This is a genomic window from Paenibacillus sp. EB106-06-01-XG199, from assembly GCF_058791575.1.
In genome coordinates this window covers 596,090-610,980 of sequence record NZ_JBYTDQ010000002.1, presented here as the reverse complement: position 1 = coordinate 610,980, position 14,891 = coordinate 596,090, and the positions used below count along the sequence as shown (strand labels likewise).

General features: G+C 47.5%; 16 protein-coding genes, 1 tRNA gene, 2 pseudogenes and 1 other annotated feature. Of the genes and pseudogenes, 15 read left to right on the top strand and 4 right to left on the bottom strand.

From position 1 onward, the window contains the following. The first annotated feature begins 473 nt into the window (after nucleotides 1-473). From AC3WT9_RS08715 to AC3WT9_RS08705, 3 genes are read left to right on the top strand one after another with little or no spacing between them, the layout of a single operon-like run. Complete coding sequence (locus tag AC3WT9_RS08715) at nucleotides 474-929, top strand: hypothetical protein (protein ID WP_342481729.1); 456 nt, start codon at nucleotides 474-476, stop codon at nucleotides 927-929. Beyond that, nucleotides 922-1,446: an accessory gene regulator ArgB-like protein gene (locus tag AC3WT9_RS08710; RefSeq protein WP_341092365.1), complete on the top strand. Its 525-nt coding sequence runs from the start codon at nucleotides 922-924 to the stop codon at nucleotides 1,444-1,446. Before AC3WT9_RS08715 ends, AC3WT9_RS08710 begins: the two co-directional genes overlap by 8 nt. 2 nt (nucleotides 1,447-1,448) lie before the next feature. Further along, nucleotides 1,449-1,583, top strand: coding sequence for a cyclic lactone autoinducer peptide (locus AC3WT9_RS08705; RefSeq protein ID WP_341092366.1), 135 nt, complete (start codon nucleotides 1,449-1,451; stop codon nucleotides 1,581-1,583). 334 nt (nucleotides 1,584-1,917) lie between these two features. Here AC3WT9_RS08705 and AC3WT9_RS08700 read toward each other — a convergent pair. Then, nucleotides 1,918-1,989: transfer RNA gene (locus tag AC3WT9_RS08700), tRNA-Val, on the bottom strand. Nucleotides 1,990-2,125: 136 nt separating this feature from the next. On the opposite strand from AC3WT9_RS08700, the gene AC3WT9_RS08695 reads away from it, so the two are divergent. The 6 genes and pseudogenes from AC3WT9_RS08695 to AC3WT9_RS08670 all read left to right on the top strand — a co-directional run. Further along, a complete protein-coding gene (locus AC3WT9_RS08695; RefSeq protein WP_341092367.1) occupies nucleotides 2,126-2,662 on the top strand; it encodes a cupin domain-containing protein in 537 nt (178 codons plus the stop codon). Nucleotides 2,663-2,789: 127 nt separating this feature from the next. Continuing rightward, a complete protein-coding gene (locus AC3WT9_RS08690) occupies nucleotides 2,790-3,224 on the top strand; it encodes an NUDIX hydrolase (protein WP_341092368.1) in 435 nt (144 codons plus the stop codon). 21 nt (nucleotides 3,225-3,245) lie between these two features. Then, on the top strand, nucleotides 3,246-3,728 hold the full coding sequence (locus tag AC3WT9_RS08685) for an NUDIX hydrolase (RefSeq protein ID WP_341092369.1): 483 nt from the start codon (nucleotides 3,246-3,248) through the stop codon (nucleotides 3,726-3,728). A gap of 212 nt (nucleotides 3,729-3,940) precedes the next feature. Continuing rightward, entirely contained in the window at nucleotides 3,941-4,678 is a 738-nt protein-coding gene (locus tag AC3WT9_RS08680) for a creatininase family protein (RefSeq protein WP_341092370.1), read from the top strand. A gap of 401 nt (nucleotides 4,679-5,079) precedes the next feature. Beyond that, nucleotides 5,080-5,397, top strand: a pseudogene (locus AC3WT9_RS08675) (helix-turn-helix domain-containing protein); the annotation flags it as partial. 18 nt (nucleotides 5,398-5,415) lie between these two features. Continuing rightward, nucleotides 5,416-6,329: pseudogene (locus AC3WT9_RS08670) on the top strand (RNA-guided endonuclease TnpB family protein); the annotation flags it as partial. 130 nt (nucleotides 6,330-6,459) lie between these two features. Here AC3WT9_RS08670 and metG read toward each other — a convergent pair. After that, on the bottom strand, nucleotides 6,460-8,124 hold the full coding sequence (gene metG, locus AC3WT9_RS08665; RefSeq protein ID WP_341092372.1) for a methionine--tRNA ligase: 1,665 nt from the start codon (nucleotides 8,122-8,124) through the stop codon (nucleotides 6,460-6,462). A 211-nt stretch (nucleotides 8,125-8,335) separates the two neighbouring features. Next, nucleotides 8,336-8,601 (bottom strand) — a binding site (T-box leader). A gap of 159 nt (nucleotides 8,602-8,760) precedes the next feature. Here metG and AC3WT9_RS08660 point away from each other — a divergent pair. The 3 genes from AC3WT9_RS08660 to AC3WT9_RS08650 all read left to right on the top strand — a co-directional run bounded on the left by AC3WT9_RS08660 (nucleotide 8,761) and on the right by AC3WT9_RS08650 (nucleotide 9,824). Then, nucleotides 8,761-8,976, top strand: coding sequence for a hypothetical protein (locus AC3WT9_RS08660; protein ID WP_341092374.1), 216 nt, complete (start codon nucleotides 8,761-8,763; stop codon nucleotides 8,974-8,976). An 82-nt stretch (nucleotides 8,977-9,058) separates the two neighbouring features. After that, complete coding sequence (locus AC3WT9_RS08655; protein ID WP_341092376.1) at nucleotides 9,059-9,502, top strand: GNAT family N-acetyltransferase; 444 nt, start codon at nucleotides 9,059-9,061, stop codon at nucleotides 9,500-9,502. Nucleotides 9,503-9,587: 85 nt separating this feature from the next. Further along, nucleotides 9,588-9,824 carry a DUF3892 domain-containing protein gene (locus AC3WT9_RS08650; protein ID WP_341092377.1) on the top strand — a complete coding sequence of 79 codons (237 nt, stop codon included), beginning with the start codon at nucleotides 9,588-9,590 and terminating at the stop codon, nucleotides 9,822-9,824. Nucleotides 9,825-9,992: 168 nt separating this feature from the next. Here the strand turns inward: AC3WT9_RS08650 and AC3WT9_RS08645 are convergent, their stop codons facing one another. After that, entirely contained in the window at nucleotides 9,993-10,730 is a 738-nt protein-coding gene (locus AC3WT9_RS08645; RefSeq protein WP_341092378.1) for an MBL fold metallo-hydrolase, read from the bottom strand. A 167-nt stretch (nucleotides 10,731-10,897) separates the two neighbouring features. Between AC3WT9_RS08645 and AC3WT9_RS08640 the strand changes: the two genes are divergently transcribed. Both AC3WT9_RS08640 and AC3WT9_RS08635 read left to right on the top strand, forming a co-directional pair. Further along, nucleotides 10,898-11,449, top strand: coding sequence for a copper amine oxidase (locus tag AC3WT9_RS08640; protein ID WP_341092380.1), 552 nt, complete (start codon nucleotides 10,898-10,900; stop codon nucleotides 11,447-11,449). A 91-nt stretch (nucleotides 11,450-11,540) separates the two neighbouring features. Beyond that, on the top strand, nucleotides 11,541-11,864 hold the full coding sequence (locus AC3WT9_RS08635; RefSeq protein ID WP_215175585.1) for a DUF1292 domain-containing protein: 324 nt from the start codon (nucleotides 11,541-11,543) through the stop codon (nucleotides 11,862-11,864). A 121-nt stretch (nucleotides 11,865-11,985) separates the two neighbouring features. On the opposite strand, the gene AC3WT9_RS08630 is transcribed toward AC3WT9_RS08635, so the two are convergent. Beyond that, nucleotides 11,986-13,461 carry an aminotransferase class I/II-fold pyridoxal phosphate-dependent enzyme gene (locus AC3WT9_RS08630; RefSeq protein WP_341092381.1) on the bottom strand — a complete coding sequence of 492 codons (1,476 nt, stop codon included), beginning with the start codon at nucleotides 13,459-13,461 and terminating at the stop codon, nucleotides 11,986-11,988. A gap of 89 nt (nucleotides 13,462-13,550) precedes the next feature. Here AC3WT9_RS08630 and AC3WT9_RS08625 point away from each other — a divergent pair, with 89 nt between their 5' ends. Further along, nucleotides 13,551-14,840, top strand: coding sequence for an MFS transporter (locus AC3WT9_RS08625; RefSeq protein ID WP_341092383.1), 1,290 nt, complete (start codon nucleotides 13,551-13,553; stop codon nucleotides 14,838-14,840). Nucleotides 14,841-14,891: the final 51 nt, after the last annotated feature.

Sequence of the window (14,891 nt, the reverse complement as noted above, 5' to 3'; positions counted from 1 at the left end):
TAGAGGGATAAACGCTACTCTTGAATGGATATTTGATGTTCAGCTTATCCGCCTTGGTTTCGTGTGGTTGACCCAATGATATGATAACCCGCCGGGCTTTTTGAGCTGGCGGTTTCTTCGTCTTCAGACTTGCGACTTATAGATAGACCGTTCTTGCTGTGGCGCTCGCGGATGGCGGGAATTGTTTTGAGATATTGCCGCCTGAAAGACCTAATTCGTAGTAAATAAGTAGTATACGGTAACTCTATTTCGGATTTATAATTAATGCATTGAATGAAAATAATGTCAGGCGGTGTTGTGTGTTGTCATGGGAGCCAATTCTATTCATGTTCTTTTCGACTATTGAGCTCATGTCTATTTATTATTTGATTATGTCGCTCTTTAGATTCAAGTGGAAACATCATGCTTGGCAAGCCTTGTTTGTTACTTTAATAATAAATTTGCAGAGCTATTTGGTGAGGAAAGAGTTTGATATGAGCAATATCGCACCTTTAATACTGATAGTAATATTCATATTATTCTTTGCTGCAGTTGTTAGGATGCCCCTCATACTGTCCGTTATTGCAACTATATCAGGATATGCTATTTTTGCAGTCATACAAACTGTTATTGTACTTATCTTATTCGGTTCAATAGGAGCAATAGAAGGGAATAAAAGCAATGGATACATATTACAAGTACTCACCTCCGTAGTTATTTGCTCCTTTTTTTGGCACTACTACAGAAAAGGAAAAGGCTTTACTTTTGACATAGAGAAACTTCGATTTAAGTTAGAAGATATTTTTTTAACGACGATCATCATAATTTTCTTAATTGGAATCTCAATTCTTTTATATTACAACGAAATTTATTTGAATATATTGTTCTTTTTAATGATCTCAATTTTCTTCATCTATTACTCTACCGGGAAGGAAAAAGAAAATGATTGATCGTATATCTGAGAGGATAGCCTACAATATAAAAAAAGTTGTTCCTGATCACCCCGCATCGCAAGCGGTTCTAAAGTATGCATTAGAGGTTGTGCTAAATGTTGTTTTTATCATCGTCATTACACTTGCTATATCTTTGCTCACAGGTAATTTTTCTGAAGCTTTAACGATATTAATTTCTTTTGCATTACTACGGCAATCGTCGGGCGGTGTTCACCTTAAGTCGGGTGTAGCGTGTGTCATATTTACTACGACATTGTTTACTGCGCTATCTTTTATTAACGTAAATTTAGTAGTTGTACAGGTTATGAATGCAATCAGTTTTTTGATCATCTTGTGGTTAGCGCCGATTGGAATTGAAAAGCAGACTAGAATCCCCAAGCGTCACTATCCGAAGCTTAAAATAATCGGCCTGATCTTGGTTGCTACAAATGTCATGATTTGTTCATCTGCTATAGCCGTGAGTTTTTTTGCTCAATCTCTAAGTCTATTAATTGCCAGAAAGGAGGTGAAGTAAAGATGTTGAAAAAAGCGAATGTTCGAATCGTGTCTGGTTTGGCGACATGCTTATCGATGGTAGCGATATTCATTGCAAATACAAACAGTGCGTTGTATGTGCATCAACCTGAAGTTCCAGAAGAACTACTTAAATAATATTGGAGTGGTCCGTTTGAGTATCATATCTGTGAATCAAGACCCAAAAGGTATTAACGGGAATTTGTGAGATATATATATAGGATACTCGTCCATACGGATTGAAATACTGGCTAAGCACTCTAGAGGCATCACAAAGAAGTCAGTAAAAATAATAATTTAACAACTACACAAATCAATTTCAATTGAGTTGCCTTTATGGTAACTCTTTTTTTCAATTCCGTTCCCAATCCGTCCCCAAATCAATTTTTCACGCGGTAAAAGTGGGATGTGAGTGGGGATAGAAAAGAAAAAACTCCTTATAAAATAAGGAGTTTTACGTAGTGATGCAGTATAGGACGGATGGGGTTCGAACCCATGACCCCTACCCTGTCAAGATAGTGCTCTCCCGCTGAGCTACCGTCCTGCAACGAAATTTATAATACCACAGGATGTGAGGAGATGGCAATGTTTTTTTCACGGCCTATGAATTTACTCACTTACAACTTGTTCCATAGTCTCTATGCTCGGATTAAAATAACTTATGCGTAGGGAGTAATTCCATGGCGACCATTTTCAATGAACAGAATATCTCTTTTAAACAAAGGCAGTCTCCGGTTCCGGAATTTGCTTGGCACACCAGCGAGAAGCTGGCGGGGATGGTAGAATCTAAGCATTTGATTTTTGATATCCGGTCATTGGACCCGGGCAAGTACTCGTATCCGTATCACTTTCATAGAAATGCTGAAGAGCTGTTTGTGATTTTGGCGGGCGGTGCTATGTTAAGAACTCCCGCCGGGTTACAGGAAGTCCATGAGGGCGATACGGTATTTTTCGAAACCGGTCCATCAGGTGCGCATCAGCTGTTCAATCATACGGAGACGCCTTGCCGCTATCTCGATTTACGGACGAATAACGGGTTGGATGTTGCGGAATACCCTGACTCCGGGAAAATCAATATTTTGCCGTATGAAGAGCTGTATGAAACGGAGGATAGGGTGGACTATTATAAAGGCGAAGATTTGACCCGGGAGATATGGGCGCAATTGAACGCTCAGGGCAAGGGTGAGGAGAAGCGGGGAGAAGACAGTGGTGAGTGATTCTTTTCCTGTTGGAAGAAATATCAAGGCATTCTATACATAGGTTAAAACCAGAGATAATAGGAACGTCGCATCCGGTAATGCACCAAAACTCTATCGGTTTTGCCGACTAAGGAGATGTTTGTGAATGAAAGTTACTATACACGAAACGGAAATAAAGGAAGAAAATCTAACCTACGTCGTTATTATCGTAAGGCATAATGAGCAGTGGATATTAGCTCGGCAGCGTGGACAGACCACATGGGAATTTGCAGGTGGACATATTGACGAGAATGAAACGCCTGATGAAGCAGCGGCAAGAGAACTGTATGAAGAGACAGGAGCGGAAGACTATACGTTATTTCCAATAAGTATTTATTCGGTTACCGGAGAGTCAATGCCGGATAGTTTCGGAAAGCTCTACCTGGCCACCGTTAATAAGTTCGGACAATTGCCGGCCTATGAAATGGAAGAAATATGCGGGTTCACGGAGGTGCCGGAAGAGTTAACCTATCCGATGATCTATCCTGCATTGCTGTCCAAAATCAATGAATTTGCTGAGCAGTGCAATATTCAACTATAAAGATCATGGGAGGTTAATAACATGGCTATGCCAACTCATATTGTGGCTGTCGGCGGGATCGTGGAGAATGAGCAGGGAGAAGTGCTTTTGGTCAAAACATTTCATGGTGGCTGGGTATTCCCCGGTGGGCAAGTGGAGGCCGGAGAGAATCTGATGGATGCACTCATCCGGGAGATTCAGGAAGAAAGCGGAATAGATACCGAGGTCTCTCACCTGATCGGAGTGTATTCGAATACGGGAATGTACAAATGGCATGACGGCATCACCGATGTTCCGACGAAAGTAATGCTGGATTATGTATGTAAACCGGTGGGCGGAGAACTTGCCGTTTCAGAGGAAACGTCGGAAAGCTGCTGGGTGGCTAAGGAGCTTGTGTTGGACAAGATCACAAGCCCGGCGATCCGCACGCGTTATCAGGCTTATTTGGATTTTGCAGGGACAGTATCCTACATTGCCTATGAGACCAAACCGGATTTTGCCGTCTCGCTGAAACGGAAGGTATAGAGCTTCGATAGCTGTAGCTAGCCTTCTTTTCTCGTTCAGGGTCAAATGTTGCTAAAGCGCTGTCTTCGTTTCATGTTAAGGATATGGATCAGGAAATCCAGAAGAAGGCCTGCGGCAAGAAAGGTTAGGAGGGCAGCCACAATGAAAATCTGCGCATAAACAAACACCTCGCTTCGACTAATTACTATTAGACAACCTAAGGGGAAATTCAAATGACAGTCGAATACGGAAAGCTCACCTTTTTGGAAATTAAAGAAAAAGCAGCGGAAGGTTATCTGGCAATTATTCCGACGGGCTGTACGGAGCAGCAGGGTCCACACTCCACCGTTGATTTTGATACATGGCTGGCCACAGAGCTGTCCATTGAAGCAGCGCAGCAGGCCAAACTGAAATATGGAGTCAAGTCCCTGGTGATACCGACAATTCCTTTTGGACCTACACCGGAGCACCGCAGCTTTGGATACGGCTTTATCGATATTCCGCAGAAGCTGTATGAAGATGTAATATACGCTGTTCTGACTTCCCTGGTGGACCAAGGCTTTAGACAGCTGGTTATTTTTCGCGGCTGCGGCGGTCACTTGCTGGGCAATCTGGCAGTAAGGTTCAATCAGGAATATGAGGGAAAAGCCAAGGTAGATTTTCCCCATCATCCGTTTCATGAGATCTGGTGCAGGCATGCTGATCCCGACATTCCGGGTGGTCATGCAGACAGCTTCACTACTTCTCTGGGACTTTATAAGCATCCTGAGGATATTAGGGAAGCGCAGATTTTTAATCCTGGCAGCAGTGAGCCGGAATGGGATGATCCCAATCTGGATTTTGGCAAATATTCCACAACAGGCGTTATAGGTGACCCAACCCATGCCAGTAGGGATCTTGGCGAGAAGCTGTGGAACGGTTCCGTTGAAGCCATTGCAGCAATGCTGCAGGGAATTGCTTTAGCTCAGTAAAAGTTGAACAAAATTGTGTCCGCAGCAGTTGCATTTATAACTGTTCGGGCGCTTTTTTTATTCTGACGCTGTGGGACACATAACGTGCAGGCTTGCTCAATGATGAACATCCGTTTTAATGGATAACAATTAATGGAATTTCATTAAAATAGACGCCTTAACTCCGTGATAGTTGCTGCTAGTGGATCGTTGAGGGAAGCAAGCACGGACAAAGGTTTAAGTATGGAACGTGTTAAATTAAATGGATCGTAATGATTCAGTGAGAAGGGGTTGTATATGCTTAATGCGAATAGTAAAGCCAAAACGCTCGGCGATTATCTGAAATCGCGCCGAAACCGGTTTCAGCCTGAACAGGCAGGGTTTAAAGCATCCAATAGCCAACGAAGAACACAGGGACTCGAAGGGAAGAGGTCGCTATGCTGGCAGGTGTCAGTGCAACTTATTATACCTGGCTGGAGCAGGGCAGAGAAGTAACCGCATCCAGGGATATCATCGAGAATATCGGGAGGGCACTGCAGCTGACGCCGGATGAGCAGCAACATCTGTTCGAGCTATGGAATCCCCATGAGCGTGCAGCTGTCTCTTCTATTAGTACAACGTTTAATCCGCAGTGGAGGGAAATCATCGGGCAGCTGCCCTATCCGTCTTTCATCAGCAATGAAAGTTCCGAGGTTCTTGCCTGGAATGAAGAGGCAGCGAACATATGTGCTATACTGTAAGAAAATACTACAAAAGGGGGCAAAGGCTTGTCCTATCAGACCTGTGCGACACAGCTCCCCGTCCTAAAAACACAATATGACTGGCTCAAAGAAGTCGATAGTATTGCTTTAAAGTCTGCCGTTCGGCATGTGGCAGATAGCTTTGACCGCTTTTTCAAAAAGCAAAATCAAGCTCCGCGCTTCAAAAGCCGGAAGCATCCAGTACAAAGCTACACCACGAAATTCACGAACGGAAATATCGCCATTGAAGGCAACCGATTGAAGCTTCCCAAGCTCGGCTGGATGCGTTTCGCCAACTCTCGGAAGCTGGAGGGTCGTATACTGTCCGCTACGGTACGGCAAAACGCCAGCGATAAGTATTTTGTCAAGCAGATGCACATATCGGCATTGACTTGGGGCTTAAGGAATACGCTGTGTGCTCAAGCGGGGAGCATTTTGCCAACCCCAGGTTTTACCGTCAATACGAGAAAAAGCTTGTGCTATGGCAGCGGCGTTTGGCAAGACGCACACCAGGGGGCTCCAACTGGAAGAAAGCCAAGAAACACATTGCCCGTATTCACGAACACATTGCAAATTCACGGAACAATTTTCTCCACAAGATGACAACGAAGCTGATCCGTGAGTGCCAAACGATCAGCATCGAACATCTGCGTGTGGCGAATATGATTCAAAATCCCAAACTCTCCAAGTCCATCGCTGATGCCTCCTGGGGCGAATGGGTGCGACAACTCACGTATAAAGCATCCTGGTATGGACGAACCCTCCGGGTTGCCGGCACCTTCGAGCCGACCAGTCAGCAGTGCCACGTTTGCGGCACGATCCATCCCGAAGTGAAGAACCTCTCGATTCGAGAATGGACATGTGTAGCTTGCGGAACACACCATGATCGGGATGAAAATACGGCTCATAATATCAAACAGTTAGCGGTATAGCAATTACCTATAAAAATAAAACGTAGAACTGCGGGAACGCAGGGGTCGCTTGCCCATAAGAGGAGGTTGCTCCTCTGTTCGCAAGAATCCCTCCTTCAAGCGTCAGCTAAGTGGTGGAGATTCAAAAGGGTTAGTTACTTAGCATCTGGCTCTCCAGCCGGGCTGTTTCCTCTTCAATCCGTACAGTATCAATGCGTTCGAAGAGCAGCTTCAGTTCATGGATGTTCTGTCCTGCCTGAACAGAGGACTGCTGCCATCCAGCCTCATCAAGGGACAAGAAGATGCGGAGCTCATCACAGGAAAAAGGAATGAACGGATTCAGCAGATTAGCCAGATTAGCAATGATCTGTACGCAGGTGTAGAGGGTATCTCCGCAGGTGTTGCGGTCTTCCTTGATCTGCAGCCAGGGTTTCTGTTCATCAAAGTATTTATTGGCTTGGCGAATATAACCAAAGATAAACTCCAGAGCCTCCTTAAAACTCCCGGATTCGATCAGCCTGCCGGCTTCGGCGTATAAGGTGTCGAAGTTCGCTCTCCACTTAGGCTCCAGTATTCCCTCCGGCACACAACCCCCGAAGGCTTTATTTATGAAGGCCAGGCTGCGGTTTACAAAATTGCCGAAGGCACCGAGCAGCTCGCCATTATGGCTGTGGATGAACTCCCTCCAGGAGAAGTCGGTATCACGCTTCTCGGGGCCGTTCGCAATCAGGAAGTACCGGATTGAATCCGGCTGATAGCGGCTTAGAATATCCGGTACCCAGACCGCCCAGTTGCGGCTGGTAGAGAATTTCTGCCCCTCCAGCGTCATGTACTCGCAGGCAAACAGACGGTCAGGCAAATGCAATCCGCCCACTCCCAATAATATGCCCGGCCAAATCAGACTATGAAAAGGCACGTTGTCTTTCCCATGCACATAATAAGAAGTTGCCTTGCCATCCTCAGCGGCGCTGTCGCGATTCTCCAGCCAGAAATCCTCCCAACGGTTTCCTGACTCTGCGGCCCACTGCTTGCTGGCGGACAGATAGCCGCTGACCGCTTCGATCCATACGTAGATTTTTTTACCGGTAAATCCGTCTACCGGCACATCCACGCCCCAATCAAGATCACGGGTAGCCGCGCGGTCTTGAAGCCCCTCTTGCAGATAACGCTGAGTCAACCGGACGGCATTATCCCTCCAGCCCTGAGATGATTCCGCATAGTCTGCCAGTTCCTTTTGAAAGCTTGAAAGAGAAAGATAGTAATGCTCTGTAGGCCGCAGTACCGGAGGGGTTCCGCAGATTTTACAGGATCTGTCCAGCAGATCGGACGGGTCGAGCAGGGTGGAGCAGTAATCGCATTGATCGCCGCGTGCCTGCTGCCCGCAGACCGGACACGTTCCCTCCACGTACCGGTCAGGTAGAAACCGCTGATCCTGCTCGCAGTAGCACTGGAGCGTTGTCTTTTTGTACAGGTGCCCGTTGTCCAGAAGTTTAAGAAATAGCTCACGAACGACCGTGTGGTGGGTTTCCTGATCTGTCCGCGTGTATAAATCGTAAGTGAAACCAAGCTTGTCGAAGCACTCCGCAAATTCCTCATGATAGCGGTCGGCGAATTCACCCGGCGTTACGCCCTCTTTGGCTGCCTGGACAGCCACCGGTGTACCATGGCAATCGCTGCCGGACACATACAGCACCCGATCACCTTTAGCCCGGTGGTAACGGGCCAGAATGTCACCGGGCAGAATGCTTGCCAGTCTTCCCAGATGCAGAGAGCCATTGGCGTAAGGCCACGCCCCTCCGATAAAGATATTGGACATTTTATCTCCTCCTAAAGTTTTGTGAGCGTTACTTCCAGATTGTCCTTCGAACAAAACTCGCTTCGGAAGCATATACTAAAGTTTTGTGAGCGTTACTTCCAGATTGTCCTTCGAAAAAAACTCGCTTCGGAAGCATATGCTCAAGTTTTGTGAGCCTTACTCCCACTCGCCCCGGGAGCATTTTTGGGCAACAAAAAAGACTCCCGTCCCCAAAAGGGACGAGAGCCTGTGCTCACGTGTTACCACCCAACTTCATCAATGCCTTGCGGCATTCACCTCTTCAGGTACGTCCGCTGTTCGCGGGTATACCCTAGCACGATAACGGATGCGGGTTCCGGCGCAGCCTACAACCCTCCTGGAGGGGTTCGATGCGCAGCTCAGAGACCATATTCCCTTGGATTTTCTTTGCTCCTTTTCAGCGTCCGGAGCTCTCTGTGAAAGATTGGCCAAGGTACTCTTTCTCTTCTTAGCTTTTGTGGTTATCCTAATTAATGGTTATCTTACGGCAGGAACGCGGTAGAAGTCAAGCGATTAATGCGGTTTTTGAATCTGGATTCATCAAAGACCGCTAATCAGTTTAATAAACTCACGAATCGTCAAAGCTGTGTAGAGCAGAAGACGATAGGAGGGAAAGGGATGCGCAGAATTAAGATTTGGGAAGCGGTGGTCTGTTTAATGCTGCTTCTGACGGCAGTTGGATGTGCTTCGTCCTATCAGGCGCCGAGTGTTGTGGAGATCCAGAGCATGACTGGTTTGGATGGAAAACCTGAAGGTTTAGACAGCCCTTTATCGCCTGTATTAGAGGATGTATACGAACGCTCGATTTCCACTGAGGTCTATTCGGTTGAATAAAGGCTCTCTTCACAGCGTAATGAAAATTCTGTATAATGGGTCAACTATCGTTTTTATATAAAGAGAGGAGACCTGTGGAAGTATGGCGGCGGAAATCGTACATGTAACGACAGATGAACAGCTCCAGATGGGACTGGACATCCGCAAAAAAGTATTTGTTGAAGAGCAAAAGGTACCGGAAGAAGAGGAAATTGATGAGTATGATGTAATCGGCGACAATGTGCATCATATCTTGCTGATGGATGAGGGTCTCCCGGTAGCTACCGGAAGATTGATTTATTATAAAGCAGGCACTGCGAAAATGCAGCGTATCGCAGTCGACAAAGACTACCGCAGCAAGGGATACGGGCGTATCCTGCTGTTGGCGCTGGAGGAGCTTGCCCGTGAGCTGGGCCTCGAATCATCCATCCTTGATGGACAATGCCAGGCGGAAGCCTTTTATAACAAGCTGGGGTATGAAGTGATCTCTCCAGAGCCATTCTATGATGCAGGTATTTTGCATGTGAGAATGCAGAAAACGCTTTAAACCTCAAAGTACATATTCTTTCGTTAGCGGGGCAAGCTAGAGTTGAGCCTATTGGCCAATCCGAGCGCGAAGGAGTAGATCCTAAGTGATGAACAATGAACGTGAACGGTTTACAGCGGCCCAAAGAAACGGTGACGGCGACCTGATGAAGTTCCAGACCTCTTCAGGACGTGTGCTGGACTACCAGCAAGCGCTGCAGGAGATTCAAGCGGGAAGCATAGCCGGAGTGAATGTGTTCAAAGGCAGAGATGGCGAGTTATACATCCGTGGCGATGCGGATGGCGATCCCACGAATAATCTGGATCAGCTGCCGCAATTCTAAAACCGCATAAATAAGAACAGCCGGACAGGCAGTGTCAGTTGACACTGCCTGTCCGGCTTTTTTGAAATATAAGAATTTGTATGCTTCACGCTATAAGTTATCCTTCTATTTCTACTTGCAGCTTCAAGGTTATAAACTGCAGTTAATAAAGATACGGGAAACTGAACCTCAAAGCTCATATATCTCATGCTGAACAAGAAACTCCATGTCTCCGGTCATCCCCTCAAATTCAGGCTTCCGGTCGCTGTAGTGCATTAAATAGATCAGCTTGCGTACATCATCAGGCAAAGACATCAGTTCCCGGAGGGTAGTATGAACCTGCCCCGATCCGCTGAGCTCACAGTCGTGAAAAATCTTCCGGACGCCGTGCTTGCGGACAAGCTTGATCAGCAGCTCAGGCTGGAAGGTCATATCGGCGCTGTAAAAGATATCGTTATTCAGCAGCAGCGAGTAGCTGTCCCGGCCGCGAATATGCGGGGTGCGAATCAATTGCAGTGTAATTTCCGGGGAAAGGGTGTAAGACTCACCTGGACGCAGGGTGGTTACATTGAACATTTCTTCGAGGGAATCTGCACGGGCTTCCTTTGAGCGAGCGCTCTTGCGGATGTGATCCCACAGCGGTTTGAGCAGTGTCTCTGGCAACAGCAGCTGCATTTTTCGGTTATTATCCTGCATCAACTCTATTGCCAGCTCTTCCAGCCCGCCGACATGATCATTATGGATATGTGTGATTAGCGTCGCGTTCACCTCACGGAACGATCGCCCTAATTGATGCATGGCGAGCGGGGCTGTAGCACCACAGTCTATGAGAAGCGAGAAGTTGCCATCCAGCAGCAGCCCGTTGTTATTATGGTAGGTATTGGAAAAAGCATCACCCGTACCTATCATTTGCAGTTGTATAGTCATACCGAAAATCCTCCAGTTCTAATTGTTGCCAAAGCAGGTTAACGTTATATTTTCAATATAGTAACATTTTGATGACAGAAATGAAATTTTCATCGCACTTCGGCGCAACTTGTGTCACCCTCGGCAGTATATATTAACAGCATGAATTATTTGGAGGGTCTCTGCTTATGAGGTGGAAAAAAGTTGCTCTGTGCGTAGTTGTATTTTCCCTGATGGGAAGTTCATTATTGTTCGCGGACGCTGTAAATCAGAAAATCAGGGTATGGAACAATGGGAAGGAAATGGCTGATGGCGGCTATTTGATTGATGGCAAGGCTTATATCCCGGCCAGGGAGGCTGGAGGCGTCGTGAACTGGGACGGTTCAGGCAAAGTGACCATTCTTAAGCCGAATGTACAGATTATTCTGTATAAGGGCGATGATGTATTTGGTAACGTGAATATCGGAAAACTCAAATTTAAGGTGTTGTCACAGGTGGACAGCTTGACAGATAGCATCACAGCAGTAAAAGTAGCCATTACCGATCCATCGGGAAATGTGAAGGACATTCAGTCGCAGGAGCTGGGCGGTTCGAAAAAAGAAGATTTCTGGTTCTCTACCTCAGAGTTCACCTATGATTTTAAAGAGTCCGGGAAGTACCGGGTGGGCTTCTATATTAAAGCCTCCAAGAATGTAGATTACGTACTTGTGTCAGAGAAGGTAATCACTGCACTAGATTAGGTATTTTGCACTGCCCTCAAATTGACCTGAACTTATCATACGTGTTACGATACCAAATGTAGGATAATTCAATTCAAAGTGAGGTATTTCAATGAGCGATCACAAACATGAGCATGGCCATGAACATGGTGAAGCATGCGGTTGCGGACATGATCACGACCATGAGCACGAGGAGTTTGTGCTGACCTTGACGAACGAGCAGGGCGAAGATGTAGAAATGGTGCTGGTAGAAACGTTCGATGTGGGCGAGAAATTATACGCGCTGTTGCTGGAACGCGAAAACCCTGAAGCGGACGGCATCATTCTGCGCATGGAAGAAGAAGATGAAGAAATGGTGCTTTACAACATTGAAGATGAAGCTGAATGGAAAGCCGTTGAACAAGCTTACAACGAGCTGCTTGCCCAGCAAGAATAGATTTCAGTGTAGCACAGCCTGAGGTTGCGTGGATTCAGCCCTGAGGCTTGTATGCAAAAACCCGATACCTAAAGTATCGGGTTTTTGTATGAATGCCTATGTTTTGCGGAAGGCCGGCCGATCAAGAGATCGGATCGGCTTCCACGACTACCTTGACAAAGTTGATGCTGCGGTCCTCCGGACCTTTGACCGGCAGCCCGATTTCCACATGGTCGATGATATAATCAATGTTATCCTGGGTAATTACTTCACCAGGGAGCAAAATCGGAATGCCCGGAGGATAAACATAGATGAATTCCGCAATGATATAACCTGCGGATTCGCGGAACGGAACTACCTGAGTATCCGCATAAAAGGCATCTCTTGGAATAAGGGCAAGCTGTGGAATTTCCGGCACCTGCACCTTTAGCTCATAGATCTCACCTTTGCTGTAATGGATGGCTGACAATACCTGCAGGGCGGAAAGCAGCTTATCTACGGAATCTTGGGTATCACCAGGCGTAATCAGGCAAAGAATATTATACATGTCGCTTAGTTCTACTTCGATGTTATACTTTTGGCGCAACCAATTTTCTGTTTCATAACCGGTTATTCCCAAATGGCGGACATGAATGTTAAGCTTGGTTGGATCAATATTAAAGGTGGCCTCTGTGCCAAGAATCTCTCTGCCAAAGCTATACAGACCGTCGATGTTGTTGATGGCCTCCCGGGCATAATTGGACAAGGCTATCGTTCTCTCGGCCATTTCATGGCCATTCAGAGCCAGATTGCGTCTGGAAGTATCCAGTGACGCAAGCAAAATATATGAGGTAGAAGTTGTTGTCAGCATACTGAGAATCGTCTGTACCCGCTGCGGGTTGACCAGCCCGGTTTTGGCATTCACGTTAAGCACCGAGCTCTGCGTCATGGAGCCGCCCAGCTTGTGAACGCTGGTTGCCGCCATGTCGGCACCGGCCTGCATGGCTGATACCGGAAGATCCTCATGAAAATGAATCAATACTCCATGTGCCTCGTCCACCAATACGGGAACCCCGTAGCTGTGGGCCAGGTCAACAATCGAACGCAGGTCAGCGCATACGCCAAAATACGTTGGATTGATTACTAGAACTCCTTTGGCGTCCGGATGGCGCCTTAATGCTCGTTCCAGCGAGCTGGTGGTAATGCCGTGGTCTATCCCAAGATTCTCATCCTGAACAGGTGAGACGAAAACAGGCTTGGCTCCGGAGAAAATAATTGCCGACATCACGGATTTGTGAATGTTGCGCGGCACAATTATTTTGTCTCCTTCTGAGCAGACAGAGAGGATCATAGTCATGATGGCATTGCTCGTGCCCTGTACGCTAAAATACGTATAGTCGGCGCCGAAAGCCTTCGCAGCCAGCTTCTGAGCTTCTTGTATTACGCCGGTAGGCTGATGAAGATCATCAAGCGGTGCGATATTGATCAAATCTATGGATAGAGCGTTATCGCCGATAAACTCACGGAATTCGGCATCGGTTCCTAGCCCCTTCTTATGCCCGGGAATATGAAATTGAACTGGGTTTCCAGCGGCATGCTTTTTGAGAGCAGTGAAGAGGGGAGTACGGTGTTGATCCATTTAATGCTGTCACAACCTTTCGCGAATAGTTTTTTTCAAGCAAGCATCAGTATAACAAATCAATCAACATAATACTAGGATGTGATCTAATGTCTGGCAAAGTAGCACAACGTATGCATATCAGCTTGGCCTCGCCCTTCATTATGGAAATGTGGGCTATTATCTTTTTGGTGGAATTTGTGAAAGGCTCGCTGCTTGTCGCCCTCCTGCCTGTGTATATGGAGAATATCCTCGGCTTGTCGGTAACGGTGGTAGGCTTTGCTTTTGCGTTGCAATATCTGGGGGACAACCTCTTCCGCAGCCCGTTCGGCTGGGTGATGGAGCGTATCGGCTTCCGCTGGACAATGACGGGCGCCCTGCTGCTGCTGGTAGTAGCGGTAGGGATGATTGTCTATGCTAAAGATGCGGTCAGTTTATCCATAGCCTGCCTGATTCTTGGAATTGGAACCTCCCCGCTGTGGCCTTGCACAATGACAGGGATTACGGAGCTGGCCGGTTCTACGAAGAGCGGCAGCAGCGGTGCGGCGATGGGTGCGGTAGAGATGGCTTCGCTGGCCGGAACCGGGATCGGGCCGATCACGATGAATTTTCTGATGGATCATGGCGGTCAAAGCTACCGCACGGTATTTCTTGTGCTTATGGGATGCGCAGCTGCTGTTGCTGCCGTTGCCCTGCTGCTCCCGTCCAAAATTGGTGGACATGCTCCCCATGTTGTACGTGACATCCACAGTGAAGAAGTTCCTGTAGAACAGCGCAAACCGTTTCAGCCGCTGCAGAGCCTCAAGCGGACGATGCACGCGGTCAGAAGCTCGCTGAAGGTAAGCCGGCTGCTGTTCCCGGCATTATTTCTGCAGGCTTTCGCCATCGGCCTTATGACACCGGTAGTGACTTTGTTTGCCCATTCGGAGCTGCATGTCACGCCGAATCAGTTCAGCCTGCTGCTCATTGCCGGTGGGGGGATCACGGTGCTGGCGCTCATTCCCGCCGGGAAACTGGTGGACCGGATTGGGACTACGGTGTTTCTGAACATTGGATTTCTGCTGGCAGCCGGTTCATTGGCCTTCTTCTCCCAGGTGCGCTGGCTGCCGCTGGCCTTCTGCGCTGTTGCGCTGGTTGGTGTTAGTTATGCACTTATTCTTCCGGCCTGGAACGCCTTTATTGCCTTGCAGGTGCCTAAGGGGGAGCGGGGCACCGTATGGGGCCTTTTCCTGACACTCCAAGGCTCCGGCATGGTAGCAGGCCCTGTACTGTCAGGCAGACTGTGGGATTCAGTCAGCCATAGCGCTCCTTTTCTGGCCAGCTCATTTGTGATGGTGCTGCTGTTCGGACTGCATCTGCTTATTGTCCATCGGACAAAATTAAAGACAGGAACAAGCTGATCTGGAGCGGGTTGGCATCGGCCGGTGACACCAATAAAGCCGCAGGCTGAC